This is a genomic window from Microbacterium sp. NPDC058345, from assembly GCF_042723855.1.
GTDB lineage: Bacteria > Actinomycetota > Actinomycetes > Actinomycetales > Microbacteriaceae > Microbacterium.
Window position 1 is genome coordinate 711,076 of sequence record NZ_JBHXIG010000001.1, and the last position, 18,943, is coordinate 730,018.

Sequence of the window (18,943 nt, forward strand, 5' to 3'; positions counted from 1 at the left end):
CCGTGTCTATCAGAGTGAGCGGACTTTCTGAGCACCCAGACGGCTGCAGCCGACGAGTCACGCCACGACGAACGCGTCGAGCAGGGCGAGATCGTCGGCGGTCACGATTCGCGCGCCGACCGCATGCTCCACCAGGCGCGAGCGCTGGGATGAGCGGATGCCGCCGTCGGCGCCACGCTCGAGACCGCGGATGCCCAGCCGGGCGAACTTGTCGCACAGCGTGCCCAGCCGCCGGTGGAACTTCTCGACCGACCAGCCCAGCCGTGCCGCGACCTCCTCGGTCGACGGCAGCTGCACCGCCCCGTCTGCCCGCTGGCGCAGCAGGGGCTCCGCCAGCGAGGTCAGCAGAATCCGCTGCACCGGCGAGAGCAGCTCTGCGACGCTTCCGCCCGCCGAGGAGTTCCACGACGTCGACACCTGGTAGAAGGGTGTCTCGGCCGCGAGCGAGAACTCGTACGTCGTCGCTCCCGCGGTGAACATGACGGTGGTCGATCCGAAGACCAGGGGCATCGATGATCCGGGTGCCAGCCAGGATTGCGCCAGACCGTCAGCCGAGGCGACGGAAGCCGTGAGCCCCGAGCCGACGTTGACGAGCCACCAGATGCCGTCGCGCTCGGTGATCTCGAGGAAGCGCCTGTGCACGTAGGGATTGTCATCGATCGACAGATCGGTCCCGCGGCCGACCACGAACGTCGCCCCGGCGGGAATGCGCTTTGTCGTCCCACCGAAATCGAGCAGCAGAGCGCCGCCTCCGGTCGATCGCTCGGCGCTGACAGCCGACAGCTCAGGTGCCGACATGGTCACGCCGCGTGACGCGGCCACGCCCCGCCGGGAAACGCTCCGGTCGAAGCGAGCTCCTGGGTGACGTTCATCATGAACGCCGACGCGGCCTGGTTGGCGGTGAGGATGATGTCGACGAGACCGATGACGTCGACGATGAAGAAGCCGACCTCGGCGATGATCGTCGCCACGCCGCCCGGAGCACCGAACACCGAGACGATCTCGGCGATGCCGAGAGCCACGCCGATCGCGGTCGTGATCGCGGCGATCGAGAAGGCGACCCAGAAGTCGACGATCGCGTCGGCGAAGGTGTTGAGCTCCTTGTCGATCATGACGCACTTGTCGTAGACGTTCTCTGCGGCCGGCTGCTGCAGATCCACCCGCGCGATGTACGCGTTGTGCGCCGCACCTTCCCAGCTGCCCGTGCTGGGCAACGACGACGACACGATGGTGGACGTCGCCTGGGTCGCCGGTGCGCCCACGCTCTGCACCCAGCTCAGACCGGCCTGGCGCAGCGTGGTCGGACTGCCGACGTACGCGAAGATCTCCGCGGTCTTCGAGATCGCCTCGTTGACCTTCTCGAACATCTTGCGGATCAGGTTGTTGATCTTCTCGATGAGCTCGCCGATGAGCGGGATGTGCTCCGCGAGTTCGAGGACGCCGTTGATGATGCCGATGACCGAGTCGGCCCCTTCGACGAACTCCTGGAACTTCGACTTGGACTTCTCGACATCGGCGGCGTTGTCGCGGCCACTGCCGCCGGACGCTCCGCCGCGGCTCTGCGAGCCGCTCGGCGAACCGTTCGGGCTCGGCCTGTCGAACGCACTCGGCGGCAGATCGGGGGATCCTGAGCTGCTTCCGGGTCCGGGGCCGGGGATTCTGGGTCGTGCCATGATCTACGTCTTCTTCCCGTTGAGAGGTCAGCTGTTGAGGCGGTTCTGCCAGGCCGGTGCCGGCTGCGCGGTGAAACCGCCGCCACCGGGGAGGGTCGCGGGCGCAGGCTGTGCCTGCAGCGGCGCGGGGCCGCCGTCGAGGTCCGGGGTCGGGCGTGCTTCGTCCGTCTCGCCGGCAACCGGCGCGTCGTCACCCTCGCCAATCGACGACCCGGTGTCGCCGTCGCCCTCGCCGGGCGCAGGGGTCACGTCGCCGTCACCCTCGCCCGGCTCGGAAACCACATCGCCCTCGCCGGGCGCAGGGGTCACGTCGCCGTCACCCTCGCCCGGCTCGGAAACCACATCGCCGTCACCGGGCGACGGAGCGACGTCGCCATCACCCTCGCCCGGCTCGGAGACCACGTCGCCGTCACCGGGCGCGGGAGCCACATCGGCGTCGCCCTCGACCTCGCCGTCGACGTTGGGCTCAGCGTCGATGTCGGCTCCGACCTCGATGCCGGCACCTCCGTCTGCGGCCTGGTCGCGCAGCTCGGCGGCCCTGTCGCGCAGGTCGGCGGCCTTGTCGCGAAGCTCTGCCGCGTCCTCGCGGGCGTCGGTCATCTCCTCGAAGGCCTCGTCCTGCTGAGCCTCGAGCTCTTCGATCTGCAGGCGGATCTCGGCGGCCTCTGCGCGCTGCGCGGCGGCCTCGGCGCGCAGCGCCGCCGAATCGGTACGCGTCTGCAGAGCGGCCTGGGAATCTCCGGCGGCCTGCTGCTGCTCCGCCTTGAGATCGAGCTCCGTCGCCCGCCGCTCCGTGTCGGTGGCGCTGCGATCGAGCTCGGACGCGCGCTCCTCGAGCGCATCGATCTGCTGCTCGATGGCTTCGACCTGCTCCTGTGCCTTGTCGGCATGCTTGTCGGCCTGGTCGGCTTGGCGGTCGAGCGCATCCGCGCGAGTGTCGAGCTGGTCTGCTTTGGCATCCAGCCGCGCCTGCTCCGCATCGTCACCCGCCTCGCCGTCGGCGTCGCCATCGATCTGGGGCTGCTCGATGCCCGCCCCACCGCCGCCGACGCTTCCGCCACCGGCGCTGCCGCCAGCGCTTCCGCCTCCGGGGCTCCCGCCTCCTGGGCTTCCGCCTCCCGGGCCGGTGTCGCCGCCGCCGGGAATGTCCTTCGTCTGATTGCCCTTCGACGCCTGGTCGGTCTCGTCATAGGCGTCCGCGGTCAGGCGCAGCGAGTCGGCGAAACCGGTGTGGGCGTCCGGAGCCGTGCCCAGCAGCTGCACCATCGTGGCTTGGAACGTCTTGTAAGCGCTCGCCGCCTCGCCGCCGATGAACGAGAACGCCGAGGTCTCGATGTCGAGGCCTTCGGCGGCCGACGCGACTTTGCCGTAGGACTCGGCCGCCGCATCCCACAGCCCGGCGTCCTTGCGCAGGTTCGACGTCTCGACGTCGACCTCGCCCTCGGCGCCGAACGACGACGCCGGTGGCTGCGGTGACGGTGTCGGCAGGACCGACTCGCCCTCGGCATCCGGCAGCGCAGCCGGATCCGCCTGATCCAGGCCGCCGGAATCGTCCACGCCGCCGCTGAAGATCTCCTCCGCGACGTTCGAGCCCGCACTCACGAGTTCATCGAGCGGTGTGGCGGCGTCGAGGAGATTCCCCGTCGCGCCGAGCAGATCGCCCTCGGCGATGTTCGTGCCGAAGTCGACGATCTCATCGACGGGGTTGACCGCGTCGACCACGTCACCCAGAGCATCACGCCAGCCCATAGCTACACTTCCTCTCTCAGCGGATGGCGCCCATACGGCGCATCAGCTCGCGGGGGTTGTGGGCGATCTTCGCAAGCTGCTCGATCGCCGGGAACCCCTCGTACTTGTTCTCGCGCTCGCGTGCGGCCATCGCCATCACGCCGTTCATCGCCTTGACGATCTCGCGCTCGATCACGCCGTCGTTCGTGTTCCGCACCCACCGCTCGTCGAGCGTGACCGCGGTGAGCGTGTCGCCTTCGCGGGTCACGGTGACCGTCTTCGCGGCGTTCACTCCGTCGCGCGTCTGCCGCGCCCGCTGCGCGCGGTGCGCCAGGAAGTCCTGCTGCTCGGCATCCGCCGCGTCGTACATGGCACGCAGCTGCTCACGGCCCTCGACTGCCCAGTCCGCGCTGGGATCGCCCAGCTGTACGGGTGCCGGCTTCGGCACCGTCACATCCGCGTTCGCGGCCGTCTCCTCGGCGTTCTCGGTGTACGACTTCATCCACTGCCCGATGCGCTGCTCGAGTGCGCTCCGGTAGCAGGTGGTGACCACGAGTCCGAGCGATTCCTCGCCGATCGTGTCACGCCAGTCCTCGTCGAGCACGAGCGCCTCGACCGCTCCGTTCTTGGCGAGGGTGAGCTTCACGGCCTTCTTCTCATCCTCCACCGTGACGGCGGTCAGCTCGCCGGACGCGGCAGACAGCGCGCGCAGCTCTCGCTGCAGCTCGGCAGCAGTCTCCTGCAGCTCCGCCATCAGCCGATTGGCATCCGCCATGTCCATACTCACGATGGGCTTCCTCTCTCGTGGACCGATGAGGCCATCCTACGGAGGGGTGCAAGAGTGCCATAGGGGGAGGACTCCCCATCACCGCCGGGAGCGAGCAGGTCGTCCCGACGCCGAGCGTGGCGAGCGGGGACGGGCGTCAGCCGACCGTGCGACGCGAACGCCCGCGGGCGAGAAGGAGCACGATGACCGAGATCGTCGCCCCGGCGCCGAGCATCCACCCGACGATGATCCGGGCGGGATCGAGCGGATCCGCGACCGGCTCGATCGAGACGGTGCCGGGTTCGACGGGTGCCGGTGTCGCCGCCGGATGCACGGGGGATGCCGGCCCCGGCAGCATCCCGTCGTCGACGAGTGCGAGGGCGTCGGCGGGTCGCACCTCGCCCCACCCGACCGTGCCGCTGCGCTCCGCGGGCGAGACGCGCATCGCCGACTGGGTCAGCCGGAACGCCCACTGGTCGGGCGATTCGTCGGGATAGCGGGCCGCGATGAGCGCCGCCGCTCCCGACACCACCGCCGTGGCGTAGCTGGACGACGCCGAGTCGGTGTTGAACACGCAATCACCGCCGGAGATGTAGGTCGCGGGCATCGACTGCCCGGGAGCGGCGATGTCGACATGCTCGCCCGCGTAGGACGAACCCGCGTCCCACGTGCCGTCACGCATCAGGCCCGCGACTGCGAGGGCGCCGTCGAGCTCACCGGGGTAGAAGTGCGCCGGATCCGGCCTGTTCGCATCGGCCGTGTTGCGGTTGCCGGCACTGGCGATGACCAAGGCGCCCCGGGAGCGCGCATAGGCGACGGCATCGCGGTACTGTCCGAGCGACTGGTCGTCGGACAGGGAGACGTTGATGATCTGGGCGCCGTGCTGCGCGGCCCATCGGATGCCCGCGGAGACCGTGGCCGCCGACGGAGGTACGAGATCGCGCGACGACTGGCCGTCCTCCGGCGCGGACTGGAACGCGCGGATGGGCATGATCTTGGCTTCGGGCGCGATGCCGACGACGCCGGAGCCCTCGACCGCCCGTGCCGCGATGATGCCGGCGATGGCGGTGCCGTGGCCGAAGAGGTCGTCGTCGGGTCGCGCTGATCCGTCGCCGAAGCTGGTGTGGCCCGGCACCAGCGCGCCGGCCAGGTGCACGTTGCCCGCCTCGACGCCGGAATCCACCACGGCGACGGTCACGCCGCGTCCTCGGCTGAGCGTCCAGGCCTCCTGTAGACCGAGGCGCTCGACCAGATAGCTCGCGCCGGGCAGGAGGACCCGCTGCTTCGGCGTGCACTGCTGTGCGGTGGCGTCGACGACCGGCCCGCTCTCCGTCACCCGCGCCGACGGGATGCCGATGGCCGTCGACGCCGTGGAGCCCGCCGTCCCCGTGACGAGCATCGCGAAGACGCCGACCGCCGCCGCTGCCCTGCGCAGGGCACGACGGCCCCTCACTGCGCCTGCCCCGGAGCCGTCCTCTGCGCGATCGCCCGACCGAGCGTCGGTCCCTGCTCGAGCAGTTGCGTCCACGACGCCGGGACGGTGACCGACTCCTCGGTGCGATAGCCGAGCAGCCCGAGGTCGGTGGCGGACTCGACGGGGAAGTACACCCCGGCCTCCGAGACGAAGCCGTATGTCGCGCCTTCACCGGTGCTGCGCGACGTGATCGCGGCGCCAGCCCCGGGGGTGACGCGGGTGCCCGCGTCGAGCTCGCCCGGGGTCGATGCCACGGAGAGAACGGGGCCCTCGTCGGTCGGCGTCATCTGCAGGCACGCGCCGGACGGGTTCTCCGACTCGACCGGTACGCGCACCGGCCAGTCGGCGGGCACGGCATCCGAGTTCACGTTGCGGAGGTTGGTGGCCTCGGCGACGGTCATCACGACCGGATCGACGCCGACGTAGGCGGTCAGCAGGGTGCGCGCGAACGGCGTGGCCGGTACGAGGTCGCCGCGGCCGTCGACGATGTACTCGGCCACGATCTCGCCGTCCGCCTGCGTCTGCACCGCCTGCCCGACCATGAGCCCGGCGGTGCCGGCATCCGTACCCAGCTCGCTGCCCAGGTTCACCGCGAGCGGCGTGCCGGGAGTCACCAGGTTCAGCCAGAGCGCCGACACGGTGGGCACGGACTGCACGTCATCGATCCCCAGGAAGACGCTCGCGACGACGGCGACGTTGTCGGCCGCGACGGCGTATCGGCGCTCGCCCTGGATGAACCAGTACTCGCCGTCGTCGTCCTTCACGAGCGCGGCCTGGTCGCGCGGGCCGGACGGGTCGCCGAGCAGGCGGGTGGAGATCTCGAGCGGTCGCGCGCTCGACACGCAGCTCAGCCAGGGCCCGGTGTACTGCCGATCGGGCGCCGGCAGATGATCGGGCGCGCCGTCGATGCCCACCGGTGTGGGATCGCGATCGATGCCGTCGAGCTTGTCGGCGGGGACTGAGGTGATCGCGGTGGACCCGACGAGCAGGCGCGCGCTGGCGAGATTCTTCACCGGATACAGCGTGTCGCCGAGGGCGACATACCGCGAGCCCTCCCCTTTGACGACGATGATCGAGCCGTCGCCCCACCCCTTCGGAAGACTCCCGGTGAACGTTCCGATCAGCAGCGACACGATGACGGTGAGGATCGCGAGCGCGACGCTGACGACGACACCGCGCAGCGGCTTGCCCGGTGGCAGCTCACGACCGCCCGGCGCACCGCTGGTGAACGCGGTCTGAAGGCGGCGCCGGTTGAACGCCTGTGCCTGCAGCAGTTCGGACTTGGACGCCATGGATCAGAACCAGCCTCCGGCGATGATGGCCAGGGGCAGCAGCAGCGCGATCGTCGCCCATTCGGCGAAGTCGGCGAAGCGGGTGAGGCCGAGTCGCGCCCGCGGGCTGAGCAGCACCACGACGATGATGCAGACGGCCGCGGCGGTGAGGCCGATGACGAGGCCTCCGATCCACCCCGGGTGCACGATGATCGCCGTGACCACCCCGATGACCACGCCCGAGAGCACTCCGGATGCCACCGCGATGATGTCGAAGCGCGAGTACACCTGCCGGGTGCCGAGGAACATCCCGATGTACGTCACCGTGACCAGCAGAAGCCCCCAGAAGCCTGAGGCGACGACGGGCGCCGTCGCGACGAGGACGATGAGGCACACTGCGATCCGCAGCGAGACCTGGTGGCGGTGGGCGCGCACGTACAGCCGGGCGACCTCCTCCGGGGAGATCCGCGTGGGCGCGTCGTACACCTCCGAGTCGTCGCGCGCCGACACGACGCGAAGCGGCACCGATGCGAGCGCGATCCACGGGGCGCCGAGCCCGGCGATGCCGGCGATCGCCATCGCCGCCGCGAGCGTGGCCGCGATGGGCGCGGAGAGCCAGGTGACCAGGGCGCCGATCGCGAGGAACACGCCGCCGACGGCGACGGGGATGAGTCCGTATTCACGCAGGCGCTTCAGCGCGAGCATGATGACGACGCCGAAGACGAGCATGGCGGCGCTGCCCGCCACGACCGGCAGGCCCCATCCGTCGTCGGACCGCACGAGCGTGTACCCGGCGGCGGCCGCGTAGACCGACGAGACCAGAGCGAGCGCCATCGCGGCCTGCTCCGGGGCACGCGTGCGATCCATCACCAGCGCGCAGATGATCAGCACGACGGCCGCGGCGCCCGCACCGGCGGACGTGATGATCGTGCCGGTCTGCACCCAGGACCAGATTGCCGGGACCAGCCCGAGGAGCAGGAGGACGGAGGCGACGACGGTGGCCGCCGTCACCGAGTTCTGTGCAGACCAGGCGGGGGCGTTCTCTTCGACGACGTCGGCGACGGCCTCGACGAGATCGTCGTAGCGCTTCGGCACTGCCGCGGTCGCGCCCTGCTCGAGCACGAGGAAGTCGCCGTCGTGCACGGATTGCGCCGCCAGCGTGCGGTCGCCGTCCAGCGCGCTGCCGTCCGTGCGGACCAGCCGGAATCCCGACGAGGCCGACACATTGTCGAGGACGCGAAGACGCCGCGTGAGAGAGGGCAGCATCTCGGCGACCGGAACACCGCCGGGCACGCCGACGTCGATGCGCTGGGACTCCCACTGCACCGAGATGCGCAGCAGGCGCGTCGGCGCGACAGTCGTCGTCTGAGGCGACATGGATCCCCCGCTTTCCTTGAACACACGCGCGCTCCACATTATCGCGTGGCCGGCTCTGCCCTGCTGTTCGCGCGCTCGCGCGCTACACGTCCGTGTCGGCGTCCTCACCGGCGACCGGCGCGTCGAGCAGCGCCAGATCGTCTCTCGTCACCAGGCGACTCGAGACGGCGTGCTCGACCAGGCGCGCGCGCCGGTTCGTCGCGAGCCGGCCCTGGCCTCCTCGCATGCCCTGCACGCCGATGCGGTCGAACTTGTCGCACACGTTGTCGAGCTTGCGGTTGAAGCGCGTGCTCGTCCAGCCCAGTCGCTCGGCGGCCTTCGCCGAGCTGGGGATCTCGCTCGTGCCGGTGCCCTCGCGCCGCAGCACGGGTTCGGCGAGGGCGAGGATCAGCAGCTTCTGGCTCGCGGTCAGCGGCACGTGCCCGATGGTCGACTCGCCGTCGTCGGCGCTGTCGCGCGGGGCGATCCGGAACGCCGGGCCCTTCGCGTGGATCGTCAGCTCATACGTCGTCGGTCCCGCGGTGAAGACCACCGTGGTCTGCTCGAAGACGATCGGCAGCCGCGCCCCGGGAGCCAGCCAGGCGTTGACGCCGCCGGACGAGTCCGTCACCGTGGCCGTGAGTCTGGCACCGACGTTCGAGAGCCACCAGAGGCCGTCGGCGTTGGTGATCTCGAGGAACTGCCGGTGCAGGAAGAGGTTGTCGTCGAGCTCCAGGTCACCCTGACGACCGACGTAGAACGACTGCTGCGGATCGAGCGAGAAGTACTCCCCCGCGTACTCGACGGTGAGCTCCATCAGCCCACGCACCCCCTGACCGGTTGCGGCGAAGACCGTCCGTCCTCGCGTTTGAGGACCACCTCGATGCACGTGCGATCCGACCGTGCACCTTCGAGGGTGACGGTGCTCTCCTCGGTGTACATCGGCTCACCGGGGCCGTCGAGCGTCACCTCGTACCACAGGTACGAGTCGCCCTCCTCCGGCTCCGGGTTCTTCCAGCTGAACGTCACCTGCCCGCCGTCCGCGCTGCCGGTGAGATCGGTCACCCCCGGCACGATGCTCGCGAGGGGATCCTGCGGCTCCGGGGTGTCCGACGCGACGGGTTCGGGTGCCGGCACCAGGGCGTCGGTGATGGCACCGGCGAACACGATGCCGAGCACCAGCACGGTCACGCCCGCAGCGGCGACGACCCAGCCCCACCACGGCATCCCGGAACGCGTCTTCGCCGGCTCGGCGGCGACGGGTGCGGCGGATGCCGGCGGTTGCACGCCGGGGGCGGGATGCGGCGCCTGCGCGTCGGGCGCGACGACGGTGGGACGACGCAGAAGTGTGGCCTCGTCGTCGGATGGCGACGGCGCCGGCGGAGCGTCGCGACGCTGCGTCTCGTCGACGGCCTCGGCGACGGGCGGGTTCTCGAATCGCGGCACGTCCGCCGCCCAGCGCTCCGGCTGCTTGCGCACCGTGGTGGCAGAGGGGCGGGTCGAGGACTGCGTGTCCGGATTGATCGACCGGACCTCGCGGACCCGCGTCAGACCGTCGTCATCATCGTCCTCGTCGTCGTGATGCGGATGCTCGTCGACGATGTCGATGGGAGTCACCGAGTGCGCGAGCTCGATCTGCACCTTCTGCAGGGCGCGGGCGAACGCGACGGCGCTCGGATACCTGTCCTCCGGCCGCTTCGCCATCGCACGTGCGAGCGTCACCTGCAGGCTGTCCGGCACGTCGGCGCGGCCGAGAGAGGGCACCGCCATGCGCTCGATGCGCTCGATCAGGTCGGCGCTGGTGTTGCGCTCGCCCTTCCGCTCGAACGGGGACCGCCCGGAGAGCAGGGTGTACACGGTCGCGCCGAGCGCGTAGACGTCGGTGCGCACCCCGGTGGTGGGGTTGTCGGCGAACGACTCCGGCGGCGACCACGGAATGGACATTCCCGCCGCCTCGCCGGTGGTCGCGGTCGTCGATGCAATCCCGAAGTCGGTGAGCGCCGGCCGGTTGTAGGCCGTCACCAGGATGTTCGCCGGCTTGATGTCGCGATGCAGCACGCCCGCGCGGTGCGCCGTCTCGACCGCTCCGCTCACCTGCACGCCGACGCGAAGCGCCTCGGCGACCGAGAAGGGCTCCTTGCGTGTGCGGATCTGGAGGTTCGGTCTCGGGCAGTACTCCATCACGAGGTACGGGCGACCGTCGTCGGCCACCCCCGCCTGATAGATCGTGACGATGGCCGGGTGCGTCGACAGCAGCGCCATCACGTTGGCTTCGTTAGTGAACTCCTCGGCGGCACCGGCGGTGAGCCGGTCGGCGAGCAGCACCTTGACCGCGACCTCCCGTTTGGGAAGCTGCTGCTCGTAGAGGAAGACGTCGGCGAATCCGCCGGTGCCCAGCGGGCGGACGTAGACGAACCCCGGCAGCTCAGGCGGCGGCGACGGCGCGCGCGTCATCCGAGTTCCTCGACAGTGACCGTCACCCCATCGCCCACGTCGATCACGTCACCGCCCAGCACGAGCGTCTGCTCCCCCGGGTGCAGGCGCACCGGGTCGGCGCCGGGCCGCAGGAGCGTGGAGCCGTTGGTCGTGTGCAGGTCGATCACCACGACCGAATCGCCCTCCGGACGCACCTCGAGGTGGTTCCGGGAGATGTCGGACGACGGGCTCTCGACGGCGACGAGGTGCGGCAGCGAGTTGCCGCTGGCGCGCGTGGAGCGCGGCTTGCGCCCGATGATGACCGGTCGGTCGAGCTCGACGACCTGTCCAGTCGACAGTCGGATGCGCATGGACGCTCCGCTCGAGAGGTCGCCGGGCAGGGCGGACATGACCTCGGTGGGCGCGTCGGGAGCGGACGTCGTCCCGCGCAGCCGCCGAGCTTCCGCCACAGAGATCGTGGCACCGTCGTGGTCGCCGATGTCGAGTCCGGCCGCCGGCAGCGGCGGCGGCTGGACGGACCAGGGATCGGGCGTCGGCGTGTCGAGCGGGGCCGTCATGACCGTGTCCGGAGCCGGAGGCGCCGGGACGGGCATCTCCGCGGGCGTGATGGTCGCACTCGGATCCGGCTGATCGGCCGCGTCGCTCTGCTCTGCGCCCACGCCTCGCGTGAGCATGATCTCGTCGGGGGTGATCGTCTCGGAGGGCGCCTCGTCCGACGCGACGGCGGCGGACGGAAGATCGTCGGGCATCACCGTGTCGGTGAGGACCTCGTCTTCGGCGCCCTGCATGGGCGGCGAGGCGGCTTCGGCGGGCTCGGCTCCCACCGGCTCCGGCTCCGCTTCAGACTGCGCACCGGCGTCCGGCTCCGGCTGCGGCTCAGCCTCGGCCTCGGGGCCGTGCTCCGCCTCCTCGGCATCCGTCTCCGGGGCCGGCTCGGACTCCGCCTCTGCGTCGTCGTCCGTTGCGCTGGAGGCGTCGACGGCGACGGTGGCGGCGGGCTCCCCGAGCTCGATGTCTTCCGGCTGAGGTGCCGTGAACGGCTCGCCGATGCGGACGCCGGAGGCGAGAACCACGCCGGAGCGGATCGGGTACTCGACCTCTGCGGCCTGCTCTCCGAAGCTGATCTCGAACCGCGGCGGCTCGGCGATGAAACGCTCACTCCACGTCGTGATGTCCTCACCGGAGAAGCCGGAGTCGAAACCGGTGGTCACCCTCACGGCCCCCCGCACAGCGAAGCGCGTGCCGTTGGGCCCGATCAGGGCGACGGCGAAGGATCCCAGCCCGGTGATAGCCCCGCCGGAGAGCACGTCGATGGCCTCGGTCAGTTCGGGCACTCCGCGGCTGAGCATCTCGGACAGCGCGACGACCTTGTCGGCACCCGCATCCGCCGGGAGTGCGGCGATGCCGGATTCCTCGACGACGACCTGCCACTGGCCCGGCCGATAGACCACGTCACTCATCGCATTCCTCCATCCAGCGCGGCACGCGGACGCGTGTCGTCGATGTCATCCGCTTCATCGGCCTGCACGTGAACACCACGCGCGGAGGCCACCGCCAACGCGTCGACGATCACCACCGTCACGTTGTCCCGCCCCCCGGCGCGCACTGCTTCTGCGGTCAGCATATCGGCGGCGCGCTGCGGGTCGGACTCGGTCGACAGCACATCGGCGATGCGCGCATCCGTCAGCTCAGCGGTCAGCCCGTCGGAGCAGACCAGCATGCGATCGCCCCGCTCGGCGGGGAACAGCCAGTAGTCGGCCTCGCCGACGCTGCCGGCGCCGATCGCCCGGGTGATGATGTTGCGGCGCGAATCGGTCTTCGCCTGTTCCGCAGTGATCTCGCCGTCGTCGATCAGCTCCTGCACGTAGGAGTGGTCGACGGTGATCTGCTCGAGCTGGCCGTTGCACAGCTGGTAGGTGCGGGAGTCGCCGATGTTGAGCACCAGCCAGTAGCCGAGCCCGTCGACGGTGGCGATCGCCACGCCGCTGAGCGTGGTGCCGGCGCCGGACGAACCGTGCTGACCGAGCGATCCGACGGCGGATCGCGCCGCCGCCAGGGCGTCGCGCACCTCGGCGATCGAGAGGGCCTCCATCCCGATCAACCGCGAGAAGTGCTCGATGACCGTCGCGCTGGCGACCTCACCGGCGTCGTGCCCGCCCATCCCGTCGGCCACGATGAACAGCGGGGCCGCGGCGAGATAGGCGTCTTCGTTCAGCTTGCGACGGGCACCCACGTCGGTGGCGCCGGCACTCGCCGTGATGATCGGAGCGCTCACACGAAACCGCCGATCGTCACGATGCGGTCGCCGATCTCGAGCGCGTCACCCAGTCGCACCGGAACCCGCTGCCCCGGAGGGCACGCGATACGCGCGCCGTCACGCACGACCGTGGTGCCGTTCGTCGACTGCCGGTCCATGACCCAGCCGCCGTTCGCCGTCGCGCCCGCCTCGAAGTGGGTCTTCGACAGCGACCGCGTCTCATCGCGTACGGAGACGTTCGTGGCGCCGTCGCCATCCTCGGGGTTGCGCCCGAACACCGTGCGGCCGGAGACGGTCGCGCGCTGCCCGTCATCCCAGGTGAAGACGAGCCGGTGTCCTGGCACGCTGATCCGCGTGGACTCGATGTCTTCGGCGTCGTCGTCGAAGACGGCCGGAGCGGCCACCGCGGCCGGCCGCACGAACGGTGCGGCGGGCTCCGCGGAAGCCGGCGGCGCCGCCGGTGCCGCCGAGGCCACCGGTGCGGTCGGGGTCACCGGTGCGGCGGCCGGCGGGCCGCTGGGCGCCGCGACGGCCGGCTCGGCGCCCACCTGCGGCGCCGCGACGGGCTCAGGGCTCCCGACCCGCTGGAGCGGTTCCTGTGTCACGCCGGGCACGAACGAGATCAGCGGATCATCGGGGAGGTCGCGCTTGATGTGCGGCGAGATGACCGTGTGCTCCACGTTCTCGTCATCCATGGCCGGCTGCGGGGCCGGAGTCGTCGCCGGTGCGACGTCCGGCCCCGGGGGCGGTGCGAACGCGGCGGGCGGTGACGAGAATCCGGGCATCGCCGTCTGCGGCGCAGGCTGCGCGAAGCCGGGCATCGCCGTCTCCGGGGGCGGCGCGATGTGGGAGCGGGCGTCGTCGGCGGCCGGCGGCGCGTTCAGCGGCGGCGCGGCAGACGTCGCCGTCCGTGCGTCGAGCATCACCGCGCCCGCCACCTTGTCGTGCCATCCCTGGAACCGACCCGAGCCGTCGAACAGCACGGTGAAGTACCCGACGACGATCGACGCGGCGAGCCCCCAGATGACGTTGCGCAGCAGCGCGCGCCCGAAGCCGAGAGCCGTGCCCTCTGTCGCGTTCGCCAGCCGGATCCCCTGAGTGCGCATACCGATCGAGCCGCCGCCCGCCTGCATGACGGTGTAGACGATCAGCCACGCGATGCCCAGCAGACCGAACAACGGACCGGCGACGAGGAGCGCGGTGAGCACATTCCCGCTCGTCGCAGCCACCACGACCATCACGATGGTGGGGATGACGACGCTGACGACGGCGCCGATGGCCGCGTCGATGACGTAGGCGATCGCTCGCCGTCGGATCGGAGCGACGTCGCCGAGGGGAAGCATCGTCATGGGGTCTCGCTCTCGGGTCGCGCGGTGTTCTTGTCGATGTTGCCAGGTTCGCGGCGTACGCGTGCCGTCGCGGCATCCTTCAGGTCCTGCATCCGGGTGGCGATGCGGCCGCTCCCGGTGAGCGAGCGGATGCTGAGTCTCGCCTTCATGCGCTTCCAGAATCCGGCGTTCTCGCTCAGGCCGCCGACGACAGCGTCCACCTCGGCCCAGAACGCTTCGACCTCCTCCTGGGTGGGGTCGTGCGGACCGAAGACCTGTCCGTCGGCACGGTCGGCGAGCGCGGTCACCGTCGGAACCTCGAGAGCGGCCGAGACCGTCGCGGCCTCCTCGGTGCGGGTGGCGCCCGGTGCGAGGCGGGCACCGTAGTCGACAGCACGGTCGGTGAGCTCGTCCCAGCCGCCGCTGATCCGGTCGGAGGTGCTGTCGGCGTTGCGCCTGGCGCGCCGCCTGGCGGCCTTCCAGGCGCCGATCACGATGAAGGGCGAGCTGAGGATCAGCAGCACGAGCAGCGAGATCCCGCCGATGGCGAGGATGATACCGATGATCCCGAGGATGTTCAGCGAGTCGTCCTGCGGCTCGCGGTCATCCGGCACGGTCGGAGGGAGGTCGACCGGCTCCTGCGGCGGGGGCGGCGGCTGCAGCACCTGCGGCTTCGGATCGACCTTCGGCTTGGTGTTCTGATCGTTGGGGACCTTGTCCTCGGGTGGCGTCGGGGTGAACGGCAGCCAGCCGAACCCCTCGAAGTTGACTTCGACCCAGGCGTGCACGTTCGCGCCGGTCGCCGTGAAGACGGGGTCGCCCTCCTGCTCCTTCTTCGGGTAGTAGCCCATCACCACTCGCGCGGGGATGCCGATCTCGTTCGCGGCGAGCGCCATCACGACGGCGTACTGCTCGTCGTCGCCGATCATCTGATCGCCGCCGAGCAGTGTGCCGATGCGCTCGGCCGTGTGGCCGGCGCGCGAGAGCACCTCGCCCTCCAGGCCGTGGCTGAAGAATCCGCCTTCGGCGAAGTACGACTCCAGAGCCCGCACCTTCTCGATCGGGGTCTCGGCGTCGGTGGTCTCATCGGCGGCGATGTTCCCGAGATCCTCGGGCACGTTGCTCAGCTGCGGCAGCTTGATGTTCGCGAACTCAGCATCCTTCAGCTGTTCGTCGCTGACCTCGGCGGGAACGACCGCCTCGACGGTGTACGCGTCGCCCTTCTCGAGCGCCGCCGTGACGACCGTCGTGCCCGTTCCCGGGTTGTGATACGCGCTGCGGCGCAGCTCTTCGGCACGATCGCCGTCGAAGAGGATGTCGTCGGCAGCGGCGATACCCGGCACCCACACGCCCGAGTAGTCGCCCACCTCGATGCGCAGCGAGACCGGCACGCCCTCGGCGTCCGGTGCCATGTCGGAGCGCAGCGGCGTGAACGCGCTGGACGTCTCCGGTCCGCCGTCGGTGACGTTGTAGACGATGCCGTCCCAGTCGTCCATCGCCGCCAGGCGGATGCGCGCCCCCTCGGGCAGGCCCGTGACGGTGAACAGCGTCTTCTCCTTCTGATCGCGCACGGTCTTGCGGAACGACTGCAGCGGGCTCGGGTAGTCGCGCACGTCGAACGGCGGGATGATCGCATCGCGGAAGACGTGTCGCGGCTGGGCTGGAGCCGTCGCGGCGCTCGCGGCCACTCCGCCACCGGCGGCGACCGCGATGACGGCGACGCCGCCGATGAGACGACGCACGCGCATGTGCGCGGCCCTGGCGGGGTCGGCCTCGGCCACGTCGACCGCACTGTGCTGCGGCACCCACCATCCGCGCAGCGACAGCCAGAACACGCTCGCGGCGGCCAGCACGATGCCCTGCACCAGCGGGAAGGCCGGCTGCGGAACACCCAGCGCGATCACGAGGATCAGGGCTCCGACGATCGGGATCAGCGCCCAGCCGACGCGTCGCAGTCGCAGGGCGAGCGATGCGGCCGTGACGCTGGCGGCGAGCGAGACGATGAAGGGGACGAGAAGGTGACCGTCGGCCGCCGAGACCGGTGCGACCGTGGTGAGCAGCTGCTTCCAGGACGTCACGACGCCGACGGCGAGAGCCACGAGCGTGTCGATCGAGGGGACGACTCCGGCGATGGTGGTGTGCGGCAGAGCAAGCGCTCCGCCGAACACGAAGTATGCCGCGACCGTGAGGCCCGCGATGATCAGGATGCCCCAGCCGCGCCACGCGCACAGCGCGGCGACGGCGAGGCCGAGCAGGATGCCGCCGACGGCCGCGGGCGCGAAGCTCGCACCCGCGAAGGTCGGCCAGAACCCCGCGATCGCCACGAGGAGCAGCACGGCGACGGCGGCCAGGTCGAGCACCCAGCGGCGGACGGGATGGGCCACGCGGGCCGAGGCGACGTGGGTCATGCGAGCACCTTCTGCAGAGCGAGGGGAAGCTGTTCCAGCGCGCCGATGGTCACCACATCCGCGTCGCCGATCTTGCGCAGGGCCGGTCGCTCGATGCCCTGCTGCGTGACGACGGCCAGCACACGAGCGCCGAACGGGAGGCGGGAGCAGGCGACCCGCAGGTCCTCGGTCGACACGGTCGAGCCGCAGACGAGCACGACGACACTGGCGAGGGGCATGTGGGCCGCGAGCACGCCAGCGAGCTCGGGGACACCACCCTCGCGCGGTCTGGACTGCTCGACGGTGGAGAGCGAGTCGAGCAGCTGCTTGCCGGTGCCTGCGGCGAGTTCCCGCCCCTGTACCCGCACGTCGACGCGCTGCGAATCGCGCAGGGCCCGCAGGCCGATGGAACCCGCGACCGAGATGCCGAGCTCGAAGTCGTCATCGGACCGGTAGTCACCGCTGGAGCGCGACAGCCCGATCACGAAGTGCGAACGCCGGGTCTCCTCGAACTGACGCACCATCATGGTGCCGGTGCGCGCCGTCGACTTCCAGTGAACGTGGCGCAGGTCGTCACCGGGCTGGTACTCCAGCAGCGCGTGGAAGGAGACGTCGTCGCGGGAGAGGTCGGTGGCGGGCATGCCCTCGAGATCGCGGAGGAACCCGAGCGACTGGCCGCCGAACAGCGTGGTCTTCGGGTGCACGTACAGGTCGACCGGTTCGTCCCGGCGGTGTGCGCGTTCGAAAAGACCGAGGGGGTCGCCGCGGACCACGCTCACCGGGCCCACCTCGACCACGCCGCGGCGCTGGGTGGGGATGGTGAAAAGCTCTTCGGCCTGCTGCCCCGGGGCGAGGCGCTGGATGGAGAACTCGCCACGCCCTGCGCCGACGGGAAGCACCACGCGGGACGGCAGAATGGCCCGCGAACCGCTGTTGGTCAAGGTGAGGGCGCCGACGGCTCTTTCGCCCACGACGACGCGCGTACGTGCCAGGTCGAGCGAGACGTCGTACTCGGTACGGCCGATGAGGAACGCCGAGCACAGCACGACGGCCACCGCCAGCACGAAGCCGGCGACGATGAGCTCCTGCCATCCCATCGACGATCCGGTGATCCAGAACGCGACGGCGAGGGCCATCAGCGTCCAGCCGAGCGGACGGACGACGGCGGCGATGCGCCGCAGGCGGTCGAGCGCACGCCCGGCGAGCACCGCCACGATGTCGCGCCAACCGGCCTCGCGCTCCCCCGGCTGAGGAGCGGCGATCGTCCCTGACGACATCAGGCCGCCGTTCGCGCCTGCGGCGCAGCGACGCCCTCGAGCACGCGACCGATCACGCTGTCGGCGGACGTGCCGGCGAACTCCGCCTCGGCGTCGAGCAGCAGACGGTGCTGCCACACCGGGCGGGCGAGGGCCTTGATGTCGTCGGGCAGCACGTAATGCCGGCCGTGCGCGGCCGCCCACACCTTCGCGATGCGGATCATGGCGATCGCGCCGCGCACCGAGACGCCCAGCTTGATCGCGGAGTCCTTGCGGGTGGCTTCGGCCAGTTCGGCCGTGTATCGCAGCACCGCGGATTCGACGTGCACGGTCGCCCCGAGATCGGCCATGTCGGCGACCGCGCCGGTGGTGATGACCGCGCTCAGCCCGGCTGAGGGGTTCCGCTGCGCGGCACCGGCGAGGATGCTCTCGGTCACGGCGAGGTCGGGGTAGCCGATCGACGTCTTGATGAGGAACCGGTCGAGCTGCGCCTCGGGCAGCTTGTAGGTTCCGGCCTGCTCGACCGGGTTCTGGGTCGCGATCACGAGGAACGGGCGGCCCGCTTCGTGCGTGACGCCGTCGACTGTCACGCGCGACTCCTCCATGACCTCGAGCAGCGCCGACTGCGTCTTCGGCGAGGCGCGGTTGATCTCGTCGGCCAGCACGATCGACGCGAAGATCGGACCCTTGTGGAACTCGAACCGGTGCGCCTGCTGGTCGTAGATCGTCACGCCGGTGACGTCGGAGGGGAGCAGGTCGGGCGTGAACTGGATGCGGGAGCTCGTGCCCTGCACGGTGGCGGCCAGCGCCTTGGCGAGGCTGGTCTTGCCGGTGCCAGGGGCGTCTTCGAGCAGCACGTGCCCTTCGGCCAGCATGGCCGCGACGACCAGGCTGACCACGTCGGCCTTGCCCTGCAGCGCCTTGTCGACGTTCTCGACGAGCCGGTGGAAGGTGCCCTGGAACCAGGCGGCCTGTTCGGGAGTCATGCTCATGTGTGTTCGTTCCTCTTCA

Annotated in this window: 15 protein-coding genes; all 15 read right to left on the reverse strand. The window is 70.6% G+C overall.

Features of this window, described 5'->3' with window-relative positions; all coding sequences use genetic code 11:
- Positions 1-57: 57 nt before the first annotated feature.
- The gene (locus ACFWH5_RS03480; RefSeq protein ID WP_378831807.1) at positions 58-798 is read right to left on the reverse strand and encodes a hypothetical protein; all 741 of its coding nucleotides are present in this window, start codon (positions 796-798) and stop codon (positions 58-60) included.
- 2 nt (positions 799-800) lie between these two features.
- Positions 801-1,673: a hypothetical protein gene (locus tag ACFWH5_RS03485; protein WP_378831810.1), complete on the reverse strand. Its 873-nt coding sequence runs from the start codon at positions 1,671-1,673 to the stop codon at positions 801-803.
- A gap of 27 nt (positions 1,674-1,700) precedes the next feature.
- A complete protein-coding gene (locus tag ACFWH5_RS03490; protein ID WP_378831811.1) occupies positions 1,701-3,422 on the reverse strand; it encodes a type VII secretion target in 1,722 nt (573 codons plus the stop codon).
- A 16-nt stretch (positions 3,423-3,438) separates the two neighbouring features.
- Entirely contained in the window at positions 3,439-4,188 is a 750-nt protein-coding gene (locus ACFWH5_RS03495) for a hypothetical protein (RefSeq protein WP_378831814.1), read from the reverse strand.
- Between the two features lie 136 nt (positions 4,189-4,324).
- Positions 4,325-5,620 carry a S8 family serine peptidase gene (locus ACFWH5_RS03500; protein WP_378831817.1) on the reverse strand — a complete coding sequence of 432 codons (1,296 nt, stop codon included), beginning with the start codon at positions 5,618-5,620 and terminating at the stop codon, positions 4,325-4,327.
- On the reverse strand, positions 5,617-6,933 hold the full coding sequence (eccB, locus tag ACFWH5_RS03505; RefSeq protein ID WP_378831819.1) for a type VII secretion protein EccB: 1,317 nt from the start codon (positions 6,931-6,933) through the stop codon (positions 5,617-5,619). The genes ACFWH5_RS03500 and eccB overlap by 4 nt, the downstream gene beginning before the upstream one ends.
- Before the next feature lie 3 nt (positions 6,934-6,936).
- Positions 6,937-8,289 (reverse strand): type VII secretion integral membrane protein EccD, encoded by a 1,353-nt coding sequence (gene eccD, locus ACFWH5_RS03510; RefSeq protein ID WP_378831821.1) that lies wholly within the window; start codon positions 8,287-8,289, stop codon positions 6,937-6,939.
- Positions 8,290-8,371: 82 nt separating this feature from the next.
- The gene (locus ACFWH5_RS03515) at positions 8,372-9,085 is read right to left on the reverse strand and encodes a hypothetical protein (RefSeq protein ID WP_378831823.1); all 714 of its coding nucleotides are present in this window, start codon (positions 9,083-9,085) and stop codon (positions 8,372-8,374) included.
- Complete coding sequence (locus ACFWH5_RS03520) at positions 9,085-10,722, reverse strand: protein kinase (RefSeq protein ID WP_378831825.1); 1,638 nt, start codon at positions 10,720-10,722, stop codon at positions 9,085-9,087. The genes ACFWH5_RS03515 and ACFWH5_RS03520 overlap by 1 nt, the downstream gene beginning before the upstream one ends.
- Positions 10,719-12,164: an FHA domain-containing protein gene (locus ACFWH5_RS03525; protein WP_378831828.1), complete on the reverse strand. Its 1,446-nt coding sequence runs from the start codon at positions 12,162-12,164 to the stop codon at positions 10,719-10,721. Before ACFWH5_RS03525 ends, ACFWH5_RS03520 begins: the two co-directional genes overlap by 4 nt.
- Positions 12,161-12,979: a PP2C family protein-serine/threonine phosphatase gene (locus tag ACFWH5_RS03530; protein ID WP_378831830.1), complete on the reverse strand. Its 819-nt coding sequence runs from the start codon at positions 12,977-12,979 to the stop codon at positions 12,161-12,163. Before ACFWH5_RS03530 ends, ACFWH5_RS03525 begins: the two co-directional genes overlap by 4 nt.
- Positions 12,976-14,310: an RDD family protein gene (locus tag ACFWH5_RS03535; RefSeq protein ID WP_378831832.1), complete on the reverse strand. Its 1,335-nt coding sequence runs from the start codon at positions 14,308-14,310 to the stop codon at positions 12,976-12,978. The genes ACFWH5_RS03530 and ACFWH5_RS03535 overlap by 4 nt, the downstream gene beginning before the upstream one ends.
- The gene (locus tag ACFWH5_RS03540; protein ID WP_378831834.1) at positions 14,307-16,697 is read right to left on the reverse strand and encodes a transglutaminaseTgpA domain-containing protein; all 2,391 of its coding nucleotides are present in this window, start codon (positions 16,695-16,697) and stop codon (positions 14,307-14,309) included. The genes ACFWH5_RS03535 and ACFWH5_RS03540 overlap by 4 nt, the downstream gene beginning before the upstream one ends.
- Positions 16,694-17,953, reverse strand: a complete 1,260-nt coding sequence (locus tag ACFWH5_RS03545; RefSeq protein ID WP_378831836.1) for a DUF58 domain-containing protein — start codon at positions 17,951-17,953, stop codon at positions 16,694-16,696. Before ACFWH5_RS03545 ends, ACFWH5_RS03540 begins: the two co-directional genes overlap by 4 nt.
- The gene (locus ACFWH5_RS03550; RefSeq protein WP_378831838.1) at positions 17,953-18,924 is read right to left on the reverse strand and encodes an AAA family ATPase; all 972 of its coding nucleotides are present in this window, start codon (positions 18,922-18,924) and stop codon (positions 17,953-17,955) included. The genes ACFWH5_RS03545 and ACFWH5_RS03550 overlap by 1 nt, the downstream gene beginning before the upstream one ends.
- Between the last annotated feature and the right edge of the window lie 19 nt (positions 18,925-18,943).

What these genes read in the sequence shown, in the direction of transcription:
- ACFWH5_RS03480 (WP_378831807.1), bottom strand. Translation starts at nt 798, where the DNA reads ATGTCGGCACCTGAGCTGTCGGCTGTCAGCGCCGAGCGATCGACCGGA.
- ACFWH5_RS03485 (WP_378831810.1), bottom strand. Translation starts at nt 1,673, where the DNA reads ATGGCACGACCCAGAATCCCCGGCCCCGGACCCGGAAGCAGCTCAGGA.
- ACFWH5_RS03490 (WP_378831811.1), bottom strand. Translation starts at nt 3,422, where the DNA reads ATGGGCTGGCGTGATGCTCTGGGTGACGTGGTCGACGCGGTCAACCCC.
- eccB (WP_378831819.1), bottom strand. Translation starts at nt 6,933, where the DNA reads ATGGCGTCCAAGTCCGAACTGCTGCAGGCACAGGCGTTCAACCGGCGC.
- eccD (WP_378831821.1), bottom strand. Translation starts at nt 8,289, where the DNA reads ATGTCGCCTCAGACGACGACTGTCGCGCCGACGCGCCTGCTGCGCATC.
- ACFWH5_RS03515 (WP_378831823.1), bottom strand. Translation starts at nt 9,085, where the DNA reads ATGGAGCTCACCGTCGAGTACGCGGGGGAGTACTTCTCGCTCGATCCG.
- ACFWH5_RS03520 (WP_378831825.1), bottom strand. Translation starts at nt 10,722, where the DNA reads ATGACGCGCGCGCCGTCGCCGCCGCCTGAGCTGCCGGGGTTCGTCTAC.
- ACFWH5_RS03525 (WP_378831828.1), bottom strand. Translation starts at nt 12,164, where the DNA reads ATGAGTGACGTGGTCTATCGGCCGGGCCAGTGGCAGGTCGTCGTCGAG.
- ACFWH5_RS03535 (WP_378831832.1), bottom strand. Translation starts at nt 14,310, where the DNA reads ATGACGATGCTTCCCCTCGGCGACGTCGCTCCGATCCGACGGCGAGCG.
- ACFWH5_RS03540 (WP_378831834.1), bottom strand. Translation starts at nt 16,697, where the DNA reads ATGACCCACGTCGCCTCGGCCCGCGTGGCCCATCCCGTCCGCCGCTGG.
- ACFWH5_RS03545 (WP_378831836.1), bottom strand. Translation starts at nt 17,953, where the DNA reads ATGTCGTCAGGGACGATCGCCGCTCCTCAGCCGGGGGAGCGCGAGGCC.
- ACFWH5_RS03550 (WP_378831838.1), bottom strand. Translation starts at nt 18,924, where the DNA reads ATGAGCATGACTCCCGAACAGGCCGCCTGGTTCCAGGGCACCTTCCAC.